19 protein-coding genes and 1 tRNA gene are annotated in these 20,925 nt (G+C 42.1%); 11 read left to right on the forward strand and 9 right to left on the reverse strand.

Annotated features, from left to right (window positions below):
- Position 1 precedes the first annotated feature (1 nt).
- Positions 2–1,381, forward strand: a complete 1,380-nt coding sequence (gene rlmD / locus D3P96_RS03820; protein ID WP_124943065.1) for a 23S rRNA (uracil(1939)-C(5))-methyltransferase RlmD — start codon at positions 2–4, stop codon at positions 1,379–1,381.
- Between the two features lie 186 nt (positions 1,382–1,567).
- Positions 1,568–2,179, forward strand: coding sequence for an ABC transporter ATP-binding protein (locus D3P96_RS03825; RefSeq protein WP_124943066.1), 612 nt, complete (start codon positions 1,568–1,570; stop codon positions 2,177–2,179).
- 27 nt (positions 2,180–2,206) lie between these two features.
- Here the strand turns inward: D3P96_RS03825 and D3P96_RS03830 are convergent, their stop codons facing one another.
- Positions 2,207–3,430, reverse strand: a complete 1,224-nt coding sequence (locus D3P96_RS03830) for a CinA family nicotinamide mononucleotide deamidase-related protein (protein ID WP_124943067.1) — start codon at positions 3,428–3,430, stop codon at positions 2,207–2,209.
- A 267-nt stretch (positions 3,431–3,697) separates the two neighbouring features.
- On the opposite strand from D3P96_RS03830, the gene D3P96_RS03835 reads away from it, so the two are divergent.
- Positions 3,698–4,924, forward strand: coding sequence for a hypothetical protein (locus tag D3P96_RS03835; RefSeq protein ID WP_124943068.1), 1,227 nt, complete (start codon positions 3,698–3,700; stop codon positions 4,922–4,924).
- Here D3P96_RS03835 and D3P96_RS03840 read toward each other — a convergent pair.
- The 5 genes from D3P96_RS03840 to D3P96_RS03855 all read right to left on the reverse strand — a co-directional run bounded on the left by D3P96_RS03840 (position 4,899) and on the right by D3P96_RS03855 (position 8,108).
- Positions 4,899–5,618, reverse strand: a complete 720-nt coding sequence (locus tag D3P96_RS03840; RefSeq protein ID WP_148091217.1) for an LPXTG cell wall anchor domain-containing protein — start codon at positions 5,616–5,618, stop codon at positions 4,899–4,901. The two genes, D3P96_RS03835 and D3P96_RS03840, sit on opposite strands and share 26 nt — an antisense overlap.
- Complete coding sequence (locus D3P96_RS08350; RefSeq protein WP_185696083.1) at positions 5,590–5,727, reverse strand: hypothetical protein; 138 nt, start codon at positions 5,725–5,727, stop codon at positions 5,590–5,592. The genes D3P96_RS03840 and D3P96_RS08350 overlap by 29 nt, the downstream gene beginning before the upstream one ends.
- 266 nt (positions 5,728–5,993) lie before the next feature.
- Entirely contained in the window at positions 5,994–6,974 is a 981-nt protein-coding gene (locus tag D3P96_RS03845; protein WP_124943070.1) for a hypothetical protein, read from the reverse strand.
- 196 nt (positions 6,975–7,170) lie between these two features.
- Positions 7,171–7,581 carry an arsenate reductase (thioredoxin) gene (arsC, locus tag D3P96_RS03850; RefSeq protein ID WP_124943071.1) on the reverse strand — a complete coding sequence of 137 codons (411 nt, stop codon included), beginning with the start codon at positions 7,579–7,581 and terminating at the stop codon, positions 7,171–7,173.
- Positions 7,582–7,595: 14 nt separating this feature from the next.
- On the reverse strand, positions 7,596–8,108 hold the full coding sequence (locus D3P96_RS03855) for an rRNA methyltransferase (RefSeq protein ID WP_124943072.1): 513 nt from the start codon (positions 8,106–8,108) through the stop codon (positions 7,596–7,598).
- 174 nt (positions 8,109–8,282) lie between these two features.
- Here D3P96_RS03855 and leuS point away from each other — a divergent pair, with 174 nt between their 5' ends.
- The 5 genes from leuS (at position 8,283) to D3P96_RS08355 (ending at position 14,407) form a co-directional block, all read left to right on the forward strand.
- Positions 8,283–10,700, forward strand: coding sequence for a leucine--tRNA ligase (gene leuS / locus D3P96_RS03860; protein WP_124943073.1), 2,418 nt, complete (start codon positions 8,283–8,285; stop codon positions 10,698–10,700).
- Between the two features lie 81 nt (positions 10,701–10,781).
- Positions 10,782–11,411 carry a hypothetical protein gene (locus D3P96_RS03865; protein ID WP_124943074.1) on the forward strand — a complete coding sequence of 210 codons (630 nt, stop codon included), beginning with the start codon at positions 10,782–10,784 and terminating at the stop codon, positions 11,409–11,411.
- Positions 11,412–11,513: 102 nt separating this feature from the next.
- A tRNA-Arg gene (locus tag D3P96_RS03870) sits at positions 11,514–11,586 on the forward strand.
- A gap of 32 nt (positions 11,587–11,618) precedes the next feature.
- On the forward strand, positions 11,619–14,003 hold the full coding sequence (locus tag D3P96_RS03875; protein ID WP_244919059.1) for a polysaccharide biosynthesis C-terminal domain-containing protein: 2,385 nt from the start codon (positions 11,619–11,621) through the stop codon (positions 14,001–14,003).
- 266 nt (positions 14,004–14,269) lie between these two features.
- Entirely contained in the window at positions 14,270–14,407 is a 138-nt protein-coding gene (locus D3P96_RS08355; protein WP_169790321.1) for a hypothetical protein, read from the forward strand.
- 96 nt (positions 14,408–14,503) lie between these two features.
- On the opposite strand, the gene D3P96_RS03880 is transcribed toward D3P96_RS08355, so the two are convergent.
- Both D3P96_RS03880 and D3P96_RS03885 read right to left on the reverse strand, forming a co-directional pair.
- A complete protein-coding gene (locus D3P96_RS03880; protein ID WP_124943075.1) occupies positions 14,504–14,824 on the reverse strand; it encodes a DUF7671 family protein in 321 nt (106 codons plus the stop codon).
- A 137-nt stretch (positions 14,825–14,961) separates the two neighbouring features.
- Positions 14,962–15,369, reverse strand: a complete 408-nt coding sequence (locus D3P96_RS03885) for a dihydrofolate reductase family protein (protein WP_124943076.1) — start codon at positions 15,367–15,369, stop codon at positions 14,962–14,964.
- Between the two features lie 185 nt (positions 15,370–15,554).
- Here D3P96_RS03885 and D3P96_RS03890 point away from each other — a divergent pair, with 185 nt between their 5' ends.
- Positions 15,555–17,693 (forward strand): collagen binding domain-containing protein, encoded by a 2,139-nt coding sequence (locus D3P96_RS03890; protein WP_124943077.1) that lies wholly within the window; start codon positions 15,555–15,557, stop codon positions 17,691–17,693.
- A 310-nt stretch (positions 17,694–18,003) separates the two neighbouring features.
- Positions 18,004–19,245, forward strand: coding sequence for an arginine deiminase (gene arcA, locus D3P96_RS03895; RefSeq protein ID WP_124943078.1), 1,242 nt, complete (start codon positions 18,004–18,006; stop codon positions 19,243–19,245).
- A gap of 40 nt (positions 19,246–19,285) precedes the next feature.
- On the opposite strand, the gene D3P96_RS03900 is transcribed toward arcA, so the two are convergent.
- Positions 19,286–19,801, reverse strand: a complete 516-nt coding sequence (locus D3P96_RS03900) for a TetR/AcrR family transcriptional regulator (protein ID WP_124943079.1) — start codon at positions 19,799–19,801, stop codon at positions 19,286–19,288.
- A gap of 142 nt (positions 19,802–19,943) precedes the next feature.
- Between D3P96_RS03900 and D3P96_RS03905 the strand changes: the two genes are divergently transcribed.
- On the forward strand, positions 19,944–20,873 hold the full coding sequence (locus tag D3P96_RS03905) for an alpha/beta hydrolase (RefSeq protein WP_124943080.1): 930 nt from the start codon (positions 19,944–19,946) through the stop codon (positions 20,871–20,873).
- Positions 20,874–20,925 lie beyond the last annotated feature (52 nt).

Consider the following 20,925-nt stretch of genomic DNA (forward strand, 5'->3'; position numbering starts at 1 on the left):
CATGAGACCTAAAGTAAATATACCCGTTAAACTGGGCGATGTCGTCACCGCCAAAATTAACGAGGTTGCCTATGGTGGGCAAGCCATTGGTGAGTATGAGGGCTATCCACTCCATTTGGATAATGCTTTTGCCGGCGAAACGGTGCGAGCCAAGATCACCCAAGTGAACCGTAAGTTCGCTCGTGCCCAATTGGTAGAAGTTGTGCAAGCTTCACCTGACCGCATTGATGCTGGGCGTCCCGATATCATCGAAACGGGCATTGCGCCTTACCTAAACTTGGCGTACCCCGCCCAATTAAAGTTGAAGCAACACCAGGTTGAACAAATCTTTGCCAATGAAGATATTCATACACCGGTCGCACCAACGATTGGCATGGAAAATCCTAGTCATTATCGTAATAAGACCGTTGTGCCTATGGCGTATGAAGATGGTCATTTGGTGACTGGTTTTATTAAACGGCAGACGGCTAACACCGTCGTGCCTTTGGACGATTACTTTGTTAACGATCCCATTATTGACCAAGTCATCGGGCAAGTGCGCGATATTTTAGATGCGCATCAAGTGACCTTATTCTCAGACGAGACAGGGTTAGGCCAAATGCGTTATATCATGGTGCGTCGTGGTTACTACAGCGGTGAGGTAATGGTTGTGCTGGTAACGCAAACACTAGAATTGGACGATGAAAAAGAAATTGCTGAAGAAATTGCAGCCGTTGTGCCAGGGATTAAGAGTGTCATGTTAAATGTAAATCCACGTCGATTACATTTGATGATGTCAGGTGAGAACCGCTTGTTATGGGGGGATGACGCCATTCATGATACCCTCTTGGGAATTGAATTTGTGATTGGGCCAAACTCCTTTTATCAAGTGAACCCGCAAACGACGGAAGTGCTCTATACTTTGGCGGCTGAAAAGGGTGAACTCACTAAGCATGACACCATTATTGATGCCTATTCTGGAATTGGGACAATTGGGTTAACCGTGGCCAACCAAGTGAAACAAGTCTTGGGTGTGGAAGTCATTGCCCGAGCAGTTGAGGATGCGCAACGCAATGTGGCGCTAAATGATATTCAAAATGCAACTTTTGTCACCGCTGATGCGCCAACACAAATGAAGGCGTGGCGTGATGAGGGCCTTGAACCAAATGTAATTTTCGTTGATCCGCCTCGTCCTGGTTTGACGCCAGAATTATTGGATGCCGTGGTTGAAATGCAACCAGAACGTTTTGTTTACATTTCATGTAATCCAAAGACGATGGCACGCGATATTCGTTACCTATTAGATAAAGGCTTTGCTTTGAGTGGCGATATCCAACCGTTGGATCAATTTCCACAGACAGCACACGTTGAGACAGTCGCCGTGCTGGTACCGAAACATTAAAAAAACGTCGAAAGTTATCCGGACTTTTGGCGTTTTTTTGCTGTGTAAATTTCATAAAAAATGGCATGGCAGAGTTTGCGAAAAATTTTTCACTTTCCAAAATACTCTGTATTTGGTGAGATAGCCTAATTTTGTATACTAAGCTTTATCGTTAAGGTAAACAAAGATAAAAATTGAGGGAAAGTCATGCTGCAGGTTAAAGAAATAACGGTGCGGAATCACCGCGAAGTTTTAAAGCACACCAGTTTTAATTTTGAATGTGGGAAAACATATGGTGTTATTGCCGATCATGGAGCAGGTAAAACCACTTTACTTCGAGCATTGAGCGGTCAAATTCAATTACAAAGTGGTCAAGTGCAGTTATCTGGAAAATTTGTACAAGATAAAATTGATGAATTGTTTTACTGTGAAGGCATCCATTGCTTTGAACCGAATCAAACAGGACGGGCATATGTATGTCGAGTACAAAAGTATTATCATTCCGCAAAGCGTATCGATGAAAGTTTGTCAGTTTTTCATTTAGATGCCATTGCAGATCGGCCAATTCGGAGCTATACCTTACAAGAAAAACATCGTTTATTGCTCACCTTATATTTTGCCAGTGATGCCAATTACTTACTACTAGATGAATTGATGAATGGTCTGAAGGATGAGGACCGCCATATTTTTGATCGCTTAATTCGGCATTGGCAAAGAGAAGGAAAGACATTGATTTTAACGGGACATCGAACAGAAACATTAGCGCCAATGTGCCATCAATTATTAACGATTTATCAAAAGCAATTAATTGCACAATAAAAAAACGGACCCATAGGTCCGTTTTCTTTACTTTCGATTTAAAAGAGGTAATCCAAGCGCAGTGCGTCGAATAGTATCAAGACCGACAAAGCTAATGGTATCCATATTATCCCGATGTGCGCGACCGAGCGTGCGTGTAAATGATTGAGCAGGTTGTTCTTTAAATTTAAGCCCAACATGCACGACTTCATTGGTAAAGTCAGGATTCGTCATACTAACTTCGGGATTATTCACACTAGGTAGTATGGTTAATACGATGTCACCATCTGTATCGACATGTAAGGTTTCAGCTAAATCTGCGGCAGCTTCAGCGCTGGGTACCTGTTTACCCATAATTGTGGCATCTAAATCCAAGTCCTGACGTAATTGGATAGGAACAAGTTGATCAACAATCTCGCCATCTGTGTAAGCATCTGCCACACTCACAGTGAGGTTGTTCTCCGTGAGCGCCTCGTTAGTCATAGCGGCAAGTGAATTATCATCACCATAACCATAGAGATAAGAGCCAACGATGTTGTTTACTTGTTGTGCTAAATCTTGGTTCAAGGCCTCAGCTTCTGTCTTTGTAGCAGCTTGGGCCGTTAAGCGAACCGTAACTTCATGCTTTTTAGCATAGGTTGCAATCGTTGGGTTCGTTTGTGTATCAATCAAGGGACGTAAATCAGTCTCCAGACGTGACTCGCCAATACCATAATAGCGCAAGACGAGTGATTCCATCACTTGTTCAGGTGAGTAAACGGATTGCAGCAAAGGGAGGACATATTTATCAAACATGGGTTCTAGTTCCCAAGGTGGACCTGGTAATAGCAGGAAGTCAGCGCCGTTTTCATTTTGATAGTAAGAGCCAACTGCAAAACCAACGTCATTTTTAATCGATTGTCCACCTTCGATGTACTTTGCCTGGAGCCGATTTGAAGGCACCATGGTGACGCCGGTATCACGATGCCAATTTTCAACCTTTGCCATCGCTTGTGCATCATCGACTAGACCCTGACCAAGCACGTCGGCAGCGACCTGCTTGGTCAGATCATCTTCTGTAGGGCCAAGTCCACCAATGAGGATGACGAGATCCGAGCGACGATTCGCTTGGTCCATTTCATCATACATTCTTTTGTAATTATCACCGACAATTGATTGGTGGTAACTGGCTAATCCTAATTCGCTAAGATGTTTTGCGACATAAGGACGATTTGTATCAGTGATTTGACCTAATAATAGTTCGGTCCCAACTGAAATAATTTCTGCATCCATAATGTAATTGCCTCGTTATTCTAATGACTTTAATCTAGATAATTGACGTAATCATAACTGATTATTTACAGAGCGTAAACCAGATTTTAGTTAAATATTGAAAATGCAAAAATACGGGGAATGTTGCTAAATGGGGGGGTTAAACAAAAGTTAAATATTAAAAAGGTTAAGAAAACATTTCGATGGAATATTTTTGTTGCAATATAAGTTACACAAATGTAATATAATAAATGTAAACGAAATATAAAAACAAATGGGAGAAGCGATATGTCGAAGAAAGTGTTAACTATATTAGCTGTTTCAGGTCTCTTGGGTGCCGGAGTTGTAGGTGCTACGACCGCCTCAGCACGTTTTAATAAGATGAGCGCAACTAGCTCAAGCTTAGTTAGTCACAAGAAGGCTGATAAAAAGAAGCCAACAACAGTAAAAGCAACGATGACATCTGATAAGAGCAAGACAACTAAAAAAGCACAATCTAAGACAGTTGCCACTCCTAAAGATACCGATACAGCAAAGGTAGCTAACAGTAAGGCATCTGTTGCCAGTCAAAGTGTCGCACCAAGTAGTGCCCAATCAACGGCACAAACACAGAAGTTTGCAACTCCTGCAGCTGCAACAAACAAACAGGTAAGCAGTTTCGACCAACTCACACAAAAGCAACAATTAGCAATGCTTGTTGATTCATGCTTCGCCTATAAGCCAACGGGCACGCAATTTGATGTTTACATGCCAACGGCTGACCAATTCGTTATTTACGATATTGGTGAAGGTGCTGGGGGATGGCCAGACCACGCTGTACGGTTCACAAACAACCATAACGGAACATACACAATTGCTGAAGCAGTATCAACTGTTTCGTCAAATGCAGAGATGACCAGCCAAAATAGCTACTGGAAGACATTACAAAATGTTTCTGAGAGTAGCATGGTTGCACGTTTCAACCAAATGGATCCAAGTACGCTTAATATGTTAGAGAATTCATTTAATATTCAATCAACAGACTTCCCATACTTGCCAATTAACCAAAACAGTGTTCCAGAGACAAATGGTTCAGCATCTGACACAAATGTTAGTGCTGCAAACTTCGACCGTCTACCACAAAACCAAAAGTATGCTTTGATGGTCCAAGTTGGTATCGGTTCTACGAACCCAAACTCAAGCTACGCCGTTTATGCACCATCTCAAAACCAAGTTGTGATTTACGACAAGGGTGAAGGAGCTGGTGGTTGGTCTGACCACGTCATTCGTGTGACAGACAATGGAAATGGAACGTTAACAATTAACCGCCCCGTTTCTGATACAGCACAAGCTACTGCTGAAATGAATAAGAGTAATTCATATTGGGGACAAACTGTAACTGTCTCAAAGGATAAGTTATTGCAAGCTGGCGATACAATGGGACAACAAGCTGTTGATGCCCTTGCCAATGCAATGGTAATGACACCTGGGGACTTCCCTTACTTGCCAATTACACAAGATACAATGCCAAAGTAAAATAAAAACTGCTGATGTATAACATCAGCAGTTTTTTTGTGTTCAATAATTGGCGCTTGCGGAACCAAAGACCTGAAACACTTGCACGAAGCAAGCTTCCCAAAATAGTTAAGAAACCAGTTTGTGAACTTCCGGTATTTGGCAACTTCTTTTCTGACTTTGCGTTTTGTTGGGTTGAAGACGTTGGCACGTTTTCAACTCCAATATTTTTAGTATCAGATTTTGGTGTAGCAGGCTTATCTGAATCTTGGGTAACCCCACGCCTACTAGAATCTGATTCAACATGTGTTTCGTTGACTTCAGGTTGAACAGGCGTCACGTCATTTTCATCAGTTGAAGGTAGCGCAGTCTTAGTATCTTTCTTGGCATCGCCAGGCGTACCTGCTGGTTGTGTTTCATTTGGTACTTGTGGCTTAGGCTTGTCCTCATCCGGAGAAGTGGTTTCAAGACCACCATCCTTGTTCAAACGATCTTGATCAACCTTAGCTTGAGCTAGGTTTGGTTGTGCCTTTGTTGCAACAGCTTGTGCGTCACCAACAGCTGTGTTTACAGCATTTAATTCAGTCGAAAGTTGATCGTATTCTGCTTGAGCTTGTGCATCGGCGGGGTTATCTCGAGTGAATCGTATCGTTGTAGTCGTTCGTGCCCATAACTTCAGGAATCTTTTAATCCATGCCGACTGATTTAGCGGCATTTTCTGGCGTAACAGGGTCTCCAATCAAACTCATATCAGCATAATCAATGAAATCGGTCACGTAGTTCCATTGACCATGGGCTCCCTTAGAACAAACGTAGTCAACCATTGGTACGACAACGATGATGTGGTCCTTTTCAACTCAGGCAAGTGTGGCGACAGTATGTAGATACGACCGCAATTGATACATTCTTCTTCATAAAAGTATCCTAGTAATACAGTTTTTTATGCTACCTAAAAATTAATAATATTTTCACATACCTTAAATTGTAAATTGAATGCAAAAGATATTCAATGCAAAGGTTGATCATTGATTTTGGTTTATTTGATTGGAATAAAAAACCTCTTACAAGTTCCTTGTAAGAGGTTAAAATTTTAGCGTGATACTGTTATTGAGCTAGGCCCGTATTGAGATTGATTTTCAAATGGGGTAAAGCCACCTTGGGCGGACCCATATGTGGCGTCGATTTTGACTTGATCACCATTGATTGGGCGCAAAATAAAATGGTTTTCACCTTTAGCTCCCGGATATGAAACTAACAGCATACTTCCATCAGGATTCGTTTGTGCTACCTGAGCTGTTCGCGTTTCAGTTTCTGGAATAGATGAATTTTTTAATAAACTAAGCGCATCTGCATCACTCAATTTATGTGATGATGCAGTAGCTGGCTTTGTATCTTGATCAGATTGTTGCTCTGACGAAGACGATGATGAAGGTGTTGCATCGTTATCTGCATCTACAAAGACTTTATCCGTGATAGATTTAGTCAACGCTGTATTTTGACTCAGTGTTTGTTCAATTTCTGAGTTCGTTAGGTGAATACCTTGGTCGGCAATTTGCTGTGTCGTCGAAACGTTTTGTGCACAAAACAAAGTTGCATCGTTTGACGTTGTCAGCACGTAGACATTGACGCCACCTGAACCAGGGGTCACTTGATATGCTTTGGTATTTGGATCAGATAAATCGCTGACCAGTTGATTCGCATCAGTTGAAGTTAGCGTTAGGCTTGAAACCTTTTGGGGCCCCAAGTTTTCGCCACCAACCGCAGTTGACTTATAAGAGCCAGCTTGTAATTGCTGCGCATCAATTCCCAACTTATTGGCACCTGGTGTTTCAATTAAAGCCAAGAACTTATGTTTATCATCTAAATTAACTTCTAGTTTCGAAGCACTTTTAGCTGACCTAGATGATGTCTTTTTCGCACTCGAATGTGAGGTCTTCTTTTCATGCTTTTGAGTTGGCTGTTTGGTGGTCGCCTTTTTCTGCGTTTGCTCATGTTGTGTGTATGCACCAATTCCAAAACCAGCTCCAATTACAACAACAGCTCCCATAACTGCTATAATAATTTTTTTCATGGATATCTCCCAACAAAAATGTGATATGTGTGATAAATCACAACCATTTAAGAATACCAATTTTAATATGTCAAATCAATCGTTTTTTATATAATTAAAATTCAAATATATAGCAAAACCCCTACAATGTTTAAACGCTTTAATCATTGTAGGGGTTTGAATTAATATTGCCTATATTAAGTTTTACTGGTGGGCATCAGGCGTGTGTTTCGATGAAATTTTTCACGAGTCCTTGAATCGTGTCGCGAGTTTCACGGAAGGTATTCAAAATTTCATCCTCGGTCCCAATTGCTTGCGCTGGATCAGTTAAATCCCAATGAATCCGGTTAACGGTGGGTGGGGTCATCGGGCATTTGTCGTTAGCATCCCCACATAATGTAATCACGTAATCGCTAGTATTCAAAAAATCATCATCGATTAGGTCAGAGGTTTGTTTTGAAATATCAATCCCGCTTTCTTGCATAACCCGCACTGCGTTTGGGTTTAGACCGTGTTGTTCGATACCGGCACTTTTGATAATCCAATCCTTAGGGGCATCCGCATGGGCAAACCCTTCAGCCATTTGACTCCGACAAGAGTTGCCGGTACATAAAAAGTAAATTTGCATATTATCTCCATTCATTACAGGCGTTGGATGAGCAACGCCGTTTCATTTGAGAGTAAATCACTAAGCTTTTGAACACCATAAGCATTGGCAGGCAAAGCTTTTGCATAATTTTCAAGTTCAGTAATATCTGTGGCATCATTGGTTAAGATTAAAAGCATGCCATGGTCCTTCAGCCCCATCAGCAACGGCTTGATGGTGTTGAGCAGGGCCGGTTGGTCAGTTTCACCATCGACTTGGAACATGGCAGCGCCAATCGGATGAGTTGGGTCCAGGTGCGCAAGAATCCCAGTGAAGTCTTGGCTGATTAAGTCAACCCGATCATGGAGACCGCTGAGGAAAAGTGATGTGGCAACGTCATCGATTTCTTTTTTATTATCTGAAAAGGCAAGTACCTTACCAGTATCACCGACGCGACTCGCTAAAAAGCGGGTAACGTCACCGCGTTTAATGGTACCGTCGATAGCAGTATCACCGACGTTGAGAAACTCATCAAGAGTAAGTTGAGCAAGATTTTGAATGGCACGCATAATTGCAGCCTCCTAGTTATTTGATAGCACGTATAGAATATTTTAGCATACTCCTAAATCATGAAAAAAATAAAGTCGTTTATGAAACAAACCATTTGTGACAAATCGGCTACAGTCGTTGAAATGGCGGGGCTTTTTTGATAAAGTTAAAACATTAAAGTGAGGTTAGCAAACATGGCATATGATCACAAACAAATAGAGAAAAAATGGCAACATTACTGGGACGAAAATCAAACATTTAAGACTTCTTCTAGTCACGACAAAGAGAAGTATTATGCGTTAGATATGTTCCCATTCCCATCTGGACAAGGTCTGCACGTTGGACATCCAGAAGGATATACTGCAACTGATATCGTGTCACGTATGAAGCGGATGCAAGGATTTAACGTTTTGCACCCGATGGGATTTGATGCGTTTGGTTTGCCTACTGAAGAGTATGCAATCAAGACGGGTGAAGATCCAAAGACAGTGACGCAAAAGAATGTGAAGAACTTCCGTCGTCAAATGAAGTCATTGGGACTTTCATATGATTGGTCACGTGAAGTGAATACCACGGACCCTAAGTACTACAAGTGGACCCAATGGATTTTTGAGCAACTATATAAGATGGGCTTGGCCTATGAAGATGAAATCATGGTTAACTGGGCGCCAGATTATAATGGTGGAACCGTTGTGGCCAACGAAGAAATCATCGATGGAAAGACTGAACGTGGTGGATACCCGGTTTACCGTGTGCCAATGCGTCAATGGGCTTTGAAGATTACTGCTTATGCGGATCGTTTGCTTGATGATTTGGATGACTTGGATTGGCCTGATGCCATCAAGGAACAACAACGTAACTGGATTGGCCGTTCAATTGGAGCAGCTGTTAACTTCCAAGTGACTGACCACGATGAAAAGGTCGAAGTCTTCACAACGCGTGCCGATACGTTGTTTGGTGCAACATATCTTGTGCTCGCACCAGAACACGAACTGGTTGACCAAATCGTTTCACCAGACCAAAAAGAGGCTGTCGCTGCTTTCAAGGCCGACTTGACAACAAAGTCTGATTTGGAACGGACTGATTTGAATAAGGACAAGTCTGGTGTCTTCACTGGTGCTTATGCAACCAACCCGGTCAATGGACAACAAATCCCAATCTGGATTGGTGACTATGTTTTGGCATCATATGGAACAGGTGCTGTGATGGCCGTTCCAGCGCATGATCAACGTGATTTTGATTTTGCCAAGAAGTACGGTCTGCCAATTGTACCTGTCATCGAAGGTGGTACCGCTGATGAAACTGAAGCCTACACAGGCGACGGTGTACACATCAATTCTGGTTTCCTAGATGGTCTTGGTAAAGATGAAGCCATCGATAAGGCAATTACGTGGTTAACTGATGAAGGTGTCGGTGAAAAGCGTGTGAACTACCGCTTGCGTGACTGGATTTTCTCACGTCAACGTTATTGGGGTGAACCAATTCCAGTGATTCACTGGGAAGATGGTGAAACCAGCCTAGTTCCAGAAGACGAATTGCCACTCCGTTTGCCTGAAGTTGATAACATCATGCCTTCAGGTACGGGTGAGTCTCCATTGGTTAACATTGACGATTGGGTTAATGTCGTTGATGAAAATGGGCGTAAGGGAAAGCGTGAAACGAACACAATGCCACAATGGGCTGGTTCATCATGGTACTACCTACGTTATATGGATCCACACAATGATAATGAAATCGTTTCAGAAGATGCTGTCCACTACTGGCACAATGTTGATTTGTACATTGGTGGGGCCGAACACGCTGTATTGCACTTGCTTTATGCTCGTTTCTGGCACAAGGTATTGTATGATCTAGGTGTTGTTGATACGAAGGAACCTTTCCAAGAATTAGCAAACCAAGGGATGATCTTGGGTGAAAACCACGAGAAGATGTCTAAGTCAAAGGGGAACGTTGTGAACCCTGATGATGTGGTTGAAGAATACGGTGCCGACACATTACGTTTGTACGAAATGTTCATGGGACCTTTGGACCAATCAATTGCTTGGTCTGAAGATGGTTTGTCAGGTTCACGTCGTTGGTTAGATCGTGTTTGGCGCTTGTTCATCGATGATGAAAACAACTTGCGCGATCACATTACTAACCACAATGACCACAAGCTTGACAAGGTCTACAACGAAACAGTTAAGAAGATCACAGATGACTTTGCGAACTTGCGTTTCAACACCGCAATTTCACAAATGATGATCTTTATCAACGAAGCTTACAAGGTTGATGACATCCCAGCTGATTACATGGCTGGCTTTGTTCAATTGTTGAATCCAGTGGCACCACACATGACTGAAGAACTTTGGTCATACCTACACCCTGAAACAACGATTACCTACAGTGCATGGCCAACATATGATGAATCTGCGCTTGTCGAAGATGAAATCAAGATTGCGGTTCAAATTAACGGTAAGGTTCGTGCAAATATCATGATTCCTGCTGATGCTGATCGCGATAAGATGACTGAATTGGCTTTGGCTGACGAAACGATTCAAGCACGCCTTGATGGTGCTGAACCTAAGAAGGTTATCGCAGTGCCAGGACGTTTGGTTAACATTGTTGTTTAATCATTAAACGAAAAAGACTATAATTTTATCTGACATGTGTCGATAAAGTTATAGTTTTTTTATACCTACGGAGGACAGGCAATGCCCCTTAAAAAAATTCTATTATTGTTTGGTTTGGGATTGTCACTCTTTTTGATGCCTAAGCCAGCATCAGCTGATTTGACGGCGGACCTCAATCGTCCCAATCAAACGATTGAATTACGCGAAAATTTGTCATTTAAGCATACAAATTACGATATTAAGCTAGATGGTCAAAAAGTTGGCTACGTTTCAGGTGATTTCTTCCATCCATTTGGAGATACGATTTCCATTCATGATAATTCAGGTAATGTGATTTATTCAGAGCGCCAACAACGACGCCGTTGGAGTTTTAGCTTGGTGCGCCAAGGCAGTTTCTACGATAAAAACCACCAGTTTGCTGGAAAAATGAAAGAACCGTTTTGGCAATTTTTTACCAAAAACTATCGGTTGTATGATGCGGATGGTAAACAAACCGGAACATCGACCCAAAATAATTGGAAAAACTTCTTACATCACACTTACGACATCAAGGCAGATGGTAAAGTTGTTTGGCAGGGACGTAACTCGGTACACGTTGTGCGAGATACTGTTTATTTGAAGCAAATGCATGCCTCAAAGGTGCCAGCGGAGCAAGCCATTATTGTGACATTGGTCCATCAAGCCGTGAGCCAAGCCGAGAAGAAAAAATAAATGGATGATTATGCGTAAAGCGGTCTACATTTTGTGAAAAATTTAGTATAATTGTTGTTTGTAGTCTGGCGAAGATTAGCCAAATTTACAAACAACGATTATGACGCTATAGTTCAACAGGATAGAACAAGGACCTCCTAAGTCTTAGATCACAGTTCGAGTCTGTGTAGCGTCATTTAGGACAGTTGAAAGGAGACGGTATGACGTATGGCTGACGATAAAAATGAACATAACGACGATCCATTTCGCGGTCATCTGACTGTTGGTGAGCTACAAGCGCTGATGAACGGTGAAATGACAGTGGATGAGATTTTTGCGGAACGTGATAATCAGTCTGAAAACACGCCAGAGGATATTATGACAGAAGATGCTAAAGAACCTGAGGCAAATGAAGACGAAAACAATACTTCAGCGTTGCCAACGGATAAGGTAGAACCAGAAAATGCCGTGACAGAAGCTGATCCGCCTCAAAAGATTGAGGTTAAAGATGATACCAAAATTGTACAAGAAAGTGATGGGTTCATGATTCACGAGATGGATGATCCATTTCGTGAGAACGCTGACGATGCAGTAACGCCGCATGACGTTGCTGACTCAGAATCAGATGAAACAACGAATCCTGAACCAACGGATGATGTCACGCCGAGTAAGGCAACATCTGAACCAGAAACCAAATTAGCCGAAGCTGATCCGGTTGAAGCGGATATTGAAACTTTTGAAGAAATCAAGCCACAACCGTTGGATTATGAGGATGCGTTTTCAGAACCGCAATTTACAGAACCTGAGCCACCAACTTATTATGCGGGAGCAAATTTCGTTGACCAAGCCGGTGGTCTCGGAGCAACATCTGTTGTGCCAGTCCAAAGTACTGAAGCAGATGTTGACTCAGAAAAAGAAACGGAGCTAACTGAGGCTGAAGAGAACTTACCTGAAGGGGTAGAATTACTCCAACCAGAAGGTGCCGTAGCTGAGGCTGAGGAAGATGCAGATACCTCTTCTCGGATGTTGCGAGGGTCGTTTTGGATGACGGCTGGTAGCTTAGCTTCACGTTTGTTGGGTGCTTTGTATGTGATTCCGTGGATGGCGATGCTGGGTTATACCTATGCCAATCAAGCCAATGCGGTTTATGGACAGGGATACCAAATTTATAGTTTGGCGCTCATGATTGCCACAGCTGGGTTACCAAATGTTTTGGCACGCTTAGTTGCGGAATATGCTTCGCAAAAACACTTTGCACGGGTCCAACAAGTCTTTAAGCAGTCGCTGTTGTTAGGTGGCATTATGGGGCTTATTGCTGGTGGTGCGATTTTCATTTTCGCGACACCACTTGGTCAAGGTGATCCGCACGTTGCACGTGTGATTCGATCACTAGCACCAGCTGTGCTAATTATTCCAGCCCTAGCGATGATGCGTGGGTATATGCAAGGATTTGAATTCATGGGTCCTTCAGCATTGTCACAATTTGTCGAACAAGTGGTCCGTGTGGCCTACATGTTGGGGATGACTTATTGGATTATGATTGGTCACCATGGTAATTGGGTTGATGCGACGGTGCAATCAACCTTTGCGGCTTTCTGGGGAGCCTTAGCGGGAATCATCGTCTTGATTATTGCGATGATTCAAAAGCGTGGGTTCTTTGCTAAAGAAGCAGCTGAACAAATTCCAGCTGAGCCAATTGATACCATGAGTTTGATTGGGAAAATGGTCCGTCAATCGATTCCAGTTATCTTAGCTGGTTCGGCAATTGCGATTTTGCAATTGATTGACCAATATACTTTTGGGAATATCATGAAGCGTTTCACTAATTTTTCAAACTTAGCCATCACAAATATGTTTGCCCAATTTGCGGTTAACTCAAATAAGTTAGTGATGCTGGTTGTCTCTTTGGCGGTTGGAATGGCCGAAACGACCTTACCAATGCTTGCGCGTGCGCGTGAGGTTGGATCACGAGAGAATATCAGTCATCAAATTCAATACGCTTTCAAACTATTATCATTTATTTTAATTCCAGCTGCATTAGGTATGGCTGCAATTGCCCGTCCATTGTATTTGTTGTTTTACACAGCAAACGATGCACACAATGGAACCTTAGTCTTGCAATATGCGAGCTTTACCGCAATTGTCTTAGGACTATACATGGTTGTTTTGGCAATCTACCAAGGGTTAAGCCAACTCCGCTATACCGTTAAGATGCTTGGGGTTATCTTAGTCGTGAAGTTAGTCCTTCAATTCCCAGCTGTGATGCTGTTGGATGGTATGGGACCACTAGTTTCAACGATGATCGCCTTTGCGGTTGGGTTAGTCTTTGCCGTTCGCCGTTTGACACGCGAATTTGATATCGACTGGCGCCAATTCAATTACTCATTAATCACAATTCTGTTCTGGAGTTTGATTATGTATGTCGTTGCGACACTTGTTTCAAGTGGATTGAGCGCGGTGATGCCAAGTGGTAAGTTATCACAATTGGTTATTATCATCATTGCCGGCGGTCTAGGTGCTGTTATCTATGGTGTTGCTGCCCTTAAAACCAATATTGGTGAAGAGGTGTTAGGCCCACGGGTAAAGCGTTTAGCTGCTAAACTTCCTTTCTAAAAAATAAAAAACGTCGAAAAAAGTTTTTTCGGCGTTTTTTTGTGAATAAATTGTGGATAAACTATTATTTTTGTGGATAACTCAGCATATTTGGTGGAAATGCTGTGCGAAAAGTAATAAGTTATCCACACCAGCCCCTAAAAAGGGATAACTAAGGCATTTTGTTTCCAATGATTAAAAAGGGCTGTTGAAAAATATTTGACCTTCTAGGTTAAATTAGATACAATAATACAGTTATCGATAACATTAAACGGAGGAAATGAACTATGGCAGTTAAGTCACCATATAACTCATGGGCCAGCCGTCGACCAGTAGGTAAGGACGCGAAGAAAGTTCGCCGTAATGCTGAAGTGGTTAACATTCAACAATGGGCCAAGGGTACAGCCGAATTGGAATCAAAGTAATTTGATTTAAATTCAGACGATGTAGTTATACATTGTCACATCAAGCAACTAGCATTTATGCTAGTTGCTTTTTTTTTTTGCAAAAAAACCTTGGAATTAGCCCAAGGCTCGATAGTGTTCGATTAATTGTTCAGTCAGAGTTGGATCCAAACTTTCCTTGAGAAAACGGCCCATGGGTGTGACCTCATGGCGGTTTTTAAACGCCAATGGTTTAGTAGCAACCAGACCAACCAGTTGATTGTTTTCCGTTAAGAAAATCTGACCAGGCTGGGTTAGCTTACCTTTGGTGTGTTTACCAATACGCCAACTGTGAAAGTCAGCAGCAGTCAGGTTGGCTTCTTTAGGTACGTATTGTCCACTATTGGTTTGTTCTAGCACAACGCCGACGAGTTCTACCGTGGGATATTTATCTGCCATGTGGTGGCCTCCTAATGTTCAAATGGATAGTTTAATTCAACCAGTTCGGCAAATTGTTGCGTGCTGGTTAATTTAAGTTGCGTGATGGGCACTGTTTCAAACAGCCGTTTACCGGAACCTAAAAGGGTGGGCGCGACTTAAATACGTAATTCATCAATCAATTTTTCTGAAATTAAAGCGGACAGAATTGCGCCACCGCTAATAATCCAGATGTTTTCACCCTCCTGCTGCTTGAGTCGTTGCACGAAAGTAGCGAGTTGTTCGTCAGCAATGATATGAATATTGGCATCGGCGCTCTTGAGGGTGTGCGAAAAAACATAGTTCGGTTGATCGGGATAATAAGTTTCTCCCGCTAACAATACTTTGGTGGTCAAATAGGTATTTTTTCCAGCAAGTGTCGTATCAACGGTTTTAATGAATTCGGGATAACTGGTGGCGCCACCGGTGTCAGTGTTTAAAAGCCAATCCAAATTATCATCCGTGTCAGCAAGGTAACCATCTAAACTGATGGCGCCGCAAAAGACGACTTTACGGGGCGTGCGCACACCGGCTTTCCTTTATTTTTATTATTAAATTCATTATAAGCAAAAATGATTGATGTGACTATTGGATATGAAAAAAGAATACGATTAAATAATGGTTGACATTATTAAAAAAATATGGCAAATTATGTGAACCGATAAGAATGGGACTTAGCAGGAACAATTGAGAAAGTTGATTGAGGGGAAAAATGAATATTTTACAACGGGGTATTATTTGTCTATTAGTGGTTTTAGGCGGAATTGTTTGGTTTGGGGGCCAGGCAAGTGCGCAAGAGTTGTCACAGACTGGTGTATTAGACGAGGTGAAGGTTGCTAACACGCAACTTGCCCAAGGACAGCAGACATCAGTGAATGTACAATTTAGTTCCAAAATGCATCAACGCATTCAACCAGGAGATACGATTACGTTATCAATGCCACCTGAATTGAAGGGATTAAGTGAGCAGAATGGTGAGCCACGCCGCGTGAAATTGGGTGAGGTGGGTGACATTACCATTTATACTGATAAAGCCGTGGTGACCTTTAATGAAACGGTTGATGATATGCGGCGGGTGCATGGTAATTTTAGTTTTGGCATTGAGACTAAGCGCACGCACCAGCGTGAAGATGCGTCGATTGTGACTAATTTTGGGACGACTTTGGCTCCAGTTGAGATGACAGTTCGAGGTGAACAACAGCCAGTTGGGGATTTAACGCAACGCCAGTTACCATTTTTCTATAAAGTGGGTGATCAGCTAGGTGCAGCCAATCAAGTACGTTGGTTTTTGAATGTGAATTTAAATAAGGCTGATTTAGGCGACGATATTGTGATTGAAGATACATCAGGTTTAGGTCAGATTCTGAATATTGACAGTTTTCGTATTTTAATTGATGACTATCTTGGTCGGCGCGAAATCACATTAGCTGATTTTGTTAAACAGGGCTATGGTCGGCTGACTAAAGGGGCCGGACAAACCTTCACAATGGTTTTCAATCGCGAAAAAGCACGTTTAGCAGCATTCAACGTTAGCTATACAACTATGATTACGGACTTGGGATTACGGATGAAAGAGCTTCAGAATCATTATGAACTTAAGTATGCGCCTATTTACGGGCCAAAGACCGATGATCAGGGCGTCGCAACCGTTCAGAATTTATTTGTAAATGGTGAAGCAAATGGTGATCGATTTGAAATTCATCATGCTGAAGAACATGTTTTAAATCAGTCTGATGAAACGACAACACCATTACCTGATTTTGAACCGATTAAGCCAATTCAAGTCACGACAAGTGAAGAACTAAGTCGTGCGACGGAGCAAGCGCAAGTGACACAACCGGAAGTTCATGCGTCAGAGAGTGCGTTACCAGCAGACGAAACGGTGACAGAGTTTGAGACACCAAAGTTAGAAGAACCTGTGCAACCAGTTGTGACTGAAGAACTAACAAGCACTTTGGAAAAAGCTGAAGTGACGCAACCAGAAGTTCGTGCGTCAGAAAGTGCATTTCCAGAAGATGAAATGGTAACTGAGTTTGAGACACCAAAGTTGGAAGAACCCGTACAACCAGTTGTGACGGAAGAGCCAACAAGCACTTCGGAAAAAGCTGAAGTAACGCAACCAGAAGTACACGCGTCAGAAAGCACAGTGCCCGAAGATGAAACAGTGACAGAGTTTGCGACACTAAAGTTGGACGAGCCAGTTCAACCAAAGGTGACGGAAGAGCCAACACGGACTTCTGAAAAAGCTGAAGTGACCCAACCAGAAGTATACGCGTCAGAATCAATGACACACGAAGATGAGACGGTAACAGAGTTTGAGACACCAAAGCTGGAAGAACCCGTACAACCAGTCGTTACGGAAGAGCCAACACAAACATCTGAAAAAGCTGAAGTTCATCAACCAGAAGTACATGCGTCAGAAAGCACAGTGCCTGAAGACGAAACGATTTCTGAAATAGAAACACCCAAGTTAGAAGAGCCCGTGCAGCCAACGGTTATCGAAGAACCAAAGAATACAACGGAAACAGTTGAAGTAACGCAACCAGAAGTACATGTTCCGGAAGTAACGGCGCCTGAAGACGAAGCGGTTTCTGAATTAGAAACACCAAAGTCGAAAGAACTTGTACAATCAAAGTTAACAGTACCCGAGGAAGAAACAACGGATCGCTTTAACTTTGAAAAAGAGCCAAAGTTTGATGGAGCAGATCATACAATCAATCATGCAACAAAGCATAAGACTTATGATAGGAAGCTCCCTGCAACAGGGTATGATAACCATACGTTTGTTACGTTGTTGGGCATGATGTTATTCATTATCAGTGGATTAGGTGTTTGTTATTCTAAAAAATAATATTGAAAAGGTAGCCTGAATAGGCTGCCTTTTTTTAAAAGTTCCCTAGATATAGGGAAACTAAAATTGTCAGGTTAAGTTACATCACCTACATATTTTGGGTGATTTGTGAATGTTTATGAATTTTTTCATGACGGAATCATAGGTTTGTGCGTAACAGATGTATTTTTATGAATCGCTGGCATCCGGAAAAGAGTTAAACTGACTTAGTGTCATTTGTATGAATTACAATTACTTTATATAATGGGAATATAAACATATGATTATAAACAGCTCATTATTGTTCAGGCATAAGAATGGAGTGTTAACGATGATTAAGGATCCAGCAATTCAGGTCAATTCAGAAATTGGGAAATTACGGGAAGTTTTATTGCATCGACCAGGCGCCGAAATTGAAAACATTACCCCAGATACGATGGAACGTTTGCTATTTGATGATATTCCATTTTTGAAAAATGCCCAGGCTGAGCACGATGCCTTTGCTGATTTATTACGCGAACGGGGTTCAAAGGTTGTCTACATCGAGACACTCTTGGCTGAATGTTTACAGACATCTGAAGCACGGACAGAATTTATTCAATTATATCTACAAGAACATCACTACACGACTGGAGCGGTTGCGCAAGAAATGCAGCAGTATTTGCAAAGCCTTTCAGTTAATGATTTAGTACAAACAATCTATGCTGGAATTCGTCGTGACGCTTTAGACTTGAAGAACACTAGTCTAGATGAAGTGGCTGGAACGGCTGCCGAAGATCCATTTTTGATGGACCCGTTGCCTAATGCATACTTTACACGTGACCCACAAGCTTCGATTGGTAACGGTATGACGATTAATCATATGACGTACGCAGCACGTCAACCTGAATCGTTGATTACAGAATTCGTGATGGCACACCATCCAAACTACGCACAACGCGTACCAATTTGGTTAGACCGCAACCATGATGACCGAATCGAAGGTGGGGATGAGTTGGTTTTGAATGCACATACGCTTGCCATTGGTATTTCACAACGTACATCAAGTAAGGCGGTGCAAGCCTTAGCTGAAAACTTATTTGCTAACCCAGATAGTCAGATTGACACCGTGATGGCAGTTGAAATTCCGCATAATCATGCCATGATGCATTTGGATACGGTATTCACGATGGTGAATACCGACCAATTCACCGTTTTCCCTGGCATTATGGATGACGATGGTAAAATGAACATCAATTTGTTACGTGCTAATGATCAAGGTGAAGTACTTTTGGAACATCGTGATAATTTGAAGCGCACGTTGATGGAAGTACTGCATTTAGATGATTTAGATTTGATTGAAACAGGGAATGGTGACCCAATTAACGCAGCTCGTGAGCAGTGGAATGATGGATCAAATAACTTGGCAATTGCACCGGGTGAGGTTGTAACCTATGACCGTAATTACATTTCGATTCAATTGATGCGTGAACATGGTATTACGGTGCATGAAATTAAGTCGAGTGAATTATCACGTGGTCGTGGTGGTGCGCGTTGTATGTCGCAACCTTTGTGGCGTGATGAATTAAAGTAAATACACAAAATACCCTGCACGGTGAAGCGTGCGGGGTATTTTAGGCTTTAATTGGAATTAATGTTTGTAAGTTTGCGGCAATCGTTGCAATGTCACTTTTAATGGCACCATTCACAAATCCTTCAACAACACCAAGGGCGCCATGCGCGTAAAATTGCAGGTTTGTATCATTAATTGGAAAGGCGCCATGCTTATTGAGACTTTCCAAAAGATATTGGGTGAATTTTAAGCGAAAGGAATAAGAGCTTTCATTAGTGAACAGAATGTAAAACAAACGTTGATGAGCTTGGATATACGTTAACCAGGTGTAGATGCGTTCCTGATTTGTCATATCGGGGTCGCCATGGCTGAGCTGATCTAATTCGTCTAAAGCACTATTAGCGAGTTGATCGATGAGTTCAAATTTATCATCGTAATAAGTGTAGAAGGTTTTGCGCGAAATATCGGCCTCGTGACAGATGTCTGTGACGGTAATATCGTCAAACGTTTTCGCTAATAGCAGTGTATTGAAGGCGGTTTCGATATTTTTAAGTGTTTTTCGTCCACGTTTATCCATAAAAAGACCTCCATTTGGTAACAAGTGAATTGATTGTGTTACTTAAGTAACAGATTGACGAGATGTGTTGTGTAAGTCACTGTGCTTTCTTCCTATACTAATAAACATAGATAAAGGAAATAAAGAAAGCGAGATTTTAAACATGATTAACACAGAAGATATTACATTTAAGGCCCGTCACTTTAATTTAGCAGGACGTTTGTTCTTCCCAGAAAATTTTGATAAGACAGTTGCGCATCCAGCAATTGTAGTCACACATCCAACGAGTGCTGATATGAATCAAACCTCAAGTATCTACGCGACAAAGTTAGCCGAAAATGGGTTTTTAACCTTTGCATTTGATGCTGGGTATCAAGGTCAAAGCCAAGGGGAACCACGTTACATTGAAGACCCTGCTAGTCGAACATATGATATCATGTACGCCATTGATTACCTAGACACGTTACCCTTTGTAGATAATGATCGTATTGGGGCCATGGGTATTTGTGCTGGTGGTGGTTATACCATTAACGCTGCCAAGACTGATAAGCGTATCAAGGCGGTTGGAACTGCTGCTGGTGCTTCAGCTGGTGCTGCTTATCGTGAGGCCTTTGGGCCAGATGACCAATTAATTGCGACTTTAGAACAAGTCGCTGCACAACGAACAGCGGAAGCTGCGGGAGCGGAACCAATGATGACGCAATGGATTCCAAATAGCCAAGCAGAACGTGAAGCAGCTGGAATTGATGATATCGATATTGTTGAGGCAGTGGATTACTACAAGACTGACCGTGGTGCTGATGAGTTCTCACCAAATGTATTACGCTTTACGAGTTTAGCACTTTTGTTGAACTATGACCCAGCCAATTTGGTAGAAAAGTTGTTAACACAACCTTTGGAAATGATTGTCGGTGATAAGCCGGGTAGTTTTGGTTCATATCGCTTTGGTTATGAAATTTATAATAAGGCCGCATCAAAGAACAAGGAATTGACGGTATTACCTGATATTTCACACTATGATTTGTATGACCAACCTAAGGCAGTCGATCCAGCCGTTGCTAAGTTGACGACTTTCTTCACTGAAAACCTATAAATAACCCCAACCACTCAAATTCGAGTGGTTTTTTTATGTTCTATCTGAGTTG

Origin of the sequence: Weissella viridescens, assembly GCF_003862435.1 — a bacterium.
GTDB lineage: Bacteria > Bacillota > Bacilli > Lactobacillales > Lactobacillaceae > Weissella > Weissella viridescens_A.

What these genes read in the sequence shown, in the direction of transcription:
- leuS (WP_124943073.1), top strand. Translation starts at nt 8,283, where the DNA reads ATGGCATATGATCACAAACAAATAGAGAAAAAATGGCAACATTACTGG.
- arcA (WP_124943078.1), top strand. Translation starts at nt 18,004, where the DNA reads ATGATTAAGGATCCAGCAATTCAGGTCAATTCAGAAATTGGGAAATTA.
- D3P96_RS03890 (WP_124943077.1), top strand. Translation starts at nt 15,555, where the DNA reads ATGAATATTTTACAACGGGGTATTATTTGTCTATTAGTGGTTTTAGGC.
- D3P96_RS03900 (WP_124943079.1), bottom strand. Translation starts at nt 19,801, where the DNA reads ATGGATAAACGTGGACGAAAAACACTTAAAAATATCGAAACCGCCTTC.
- D3P96_RS08355 (WP_169790321.1), top strand. Translation starts at nt 14,270, where the DNA reads ATGGCAGTTAAGTCACCATATAACTCATGGGCCAGCCGTCGACCAGTA.
- D3P96_RS03905 (WP_124943080.1), top strand. Translation starts at nt 19,944, where the DNA reads ATGATTAACACAGAAGATATTACATTTAAGGCCCGTCACTTTAATTTA.
- D3P96_RS03855 (WP_124943072.1), bottom strand. Translation starts at nt 8,108, where the DNA reads ATGCGTGCCATTCAAAATCTTGCTCAACTTACTCTTGATGAGTTTCTC.
- D3P96_RS03840 (WP_148091217.1), bottom strand. Translation starts at nt 5,618, where the DNA reads ATGCCGCTAAATCAGTCGGCATGGATTAAAAGATTCCTGAAGTTATGG.
- rlmD (WP_124943065.1), top strand. Translation starts at nt 2, where the DNA reads ATGAGACCTAAAGTAAATATACCCGTTAAACTGGGCGATGTCGTCACC.
- D3P96_RS03835 (WP_124943068.1), top strand. Translation starts at nt 3,698, where the DNA reads ATGTCGAAGAAAGTGTTAACTATATTAGCTGTTTCAGGTCTCTTGGGT.
- D3P96_RS03845 (WP_124943070.1), bottom strand. Translation starts at nt 6,974, where the DNA reads ATGAAAAAAATTATTATAGCAGTTATGGGAGCTGTTGTTGTAATTGGA.
- D3P96_RS03865 (WP_124943074.1), top strand. Translation starts at nt 10,782, where the DNA reads ATGCCCCTTAAAAAAATTCTATTATTGTTTGGTTTGGGATTGTCACTC.
- D3P96_RS03880 (WP_124943075.1), bottom strand. Translation starts at nt 14,824, where the DNA reads ATGGCAGATAAATATCCCACGGTAGAACTCGTCGGCGTTGTGCTAGAA.
- D3P96_RS03825 (WP_124943066.1), top strand. Translation starts at nt 1,568, where the DNA reads ATGCTGCAGGTTAAAGAAATAACGGTGCGGAATCACCGCGAAGTTTTA.
- D3P96_RS03830 (WP_124943067.1), bottom strand. Translation starts at nt 3,430, where the DNA reads ATGGATGCAGAAATTATTTCAGTTGGGACCGAACTATTATTAGGTCAA.
- arsC (WP_124943071.1), bottom strand. Translation starts at nt 7,581, where the DNA reads ATGCAAATTTACTTTTTATGTACCGGCAACTCTTGTCGGAGTCAAATG.
- D3P96_RS03875 (WP_244919059.1), top strand. Translation starts at nt 11,619, where the DNA reads ATGGCTGACGATAAAAATGAACATAACGACGATCCATTTCGCGGTCAT.
- D3P96_RS08350 (WP_185696083.1), bottom strand. Translation starts at nt 5,727, where the DNA reads ATGGTTGACTACGTTTGTTCTAAGGGAGCCCATGGTCAATGGAACTAC.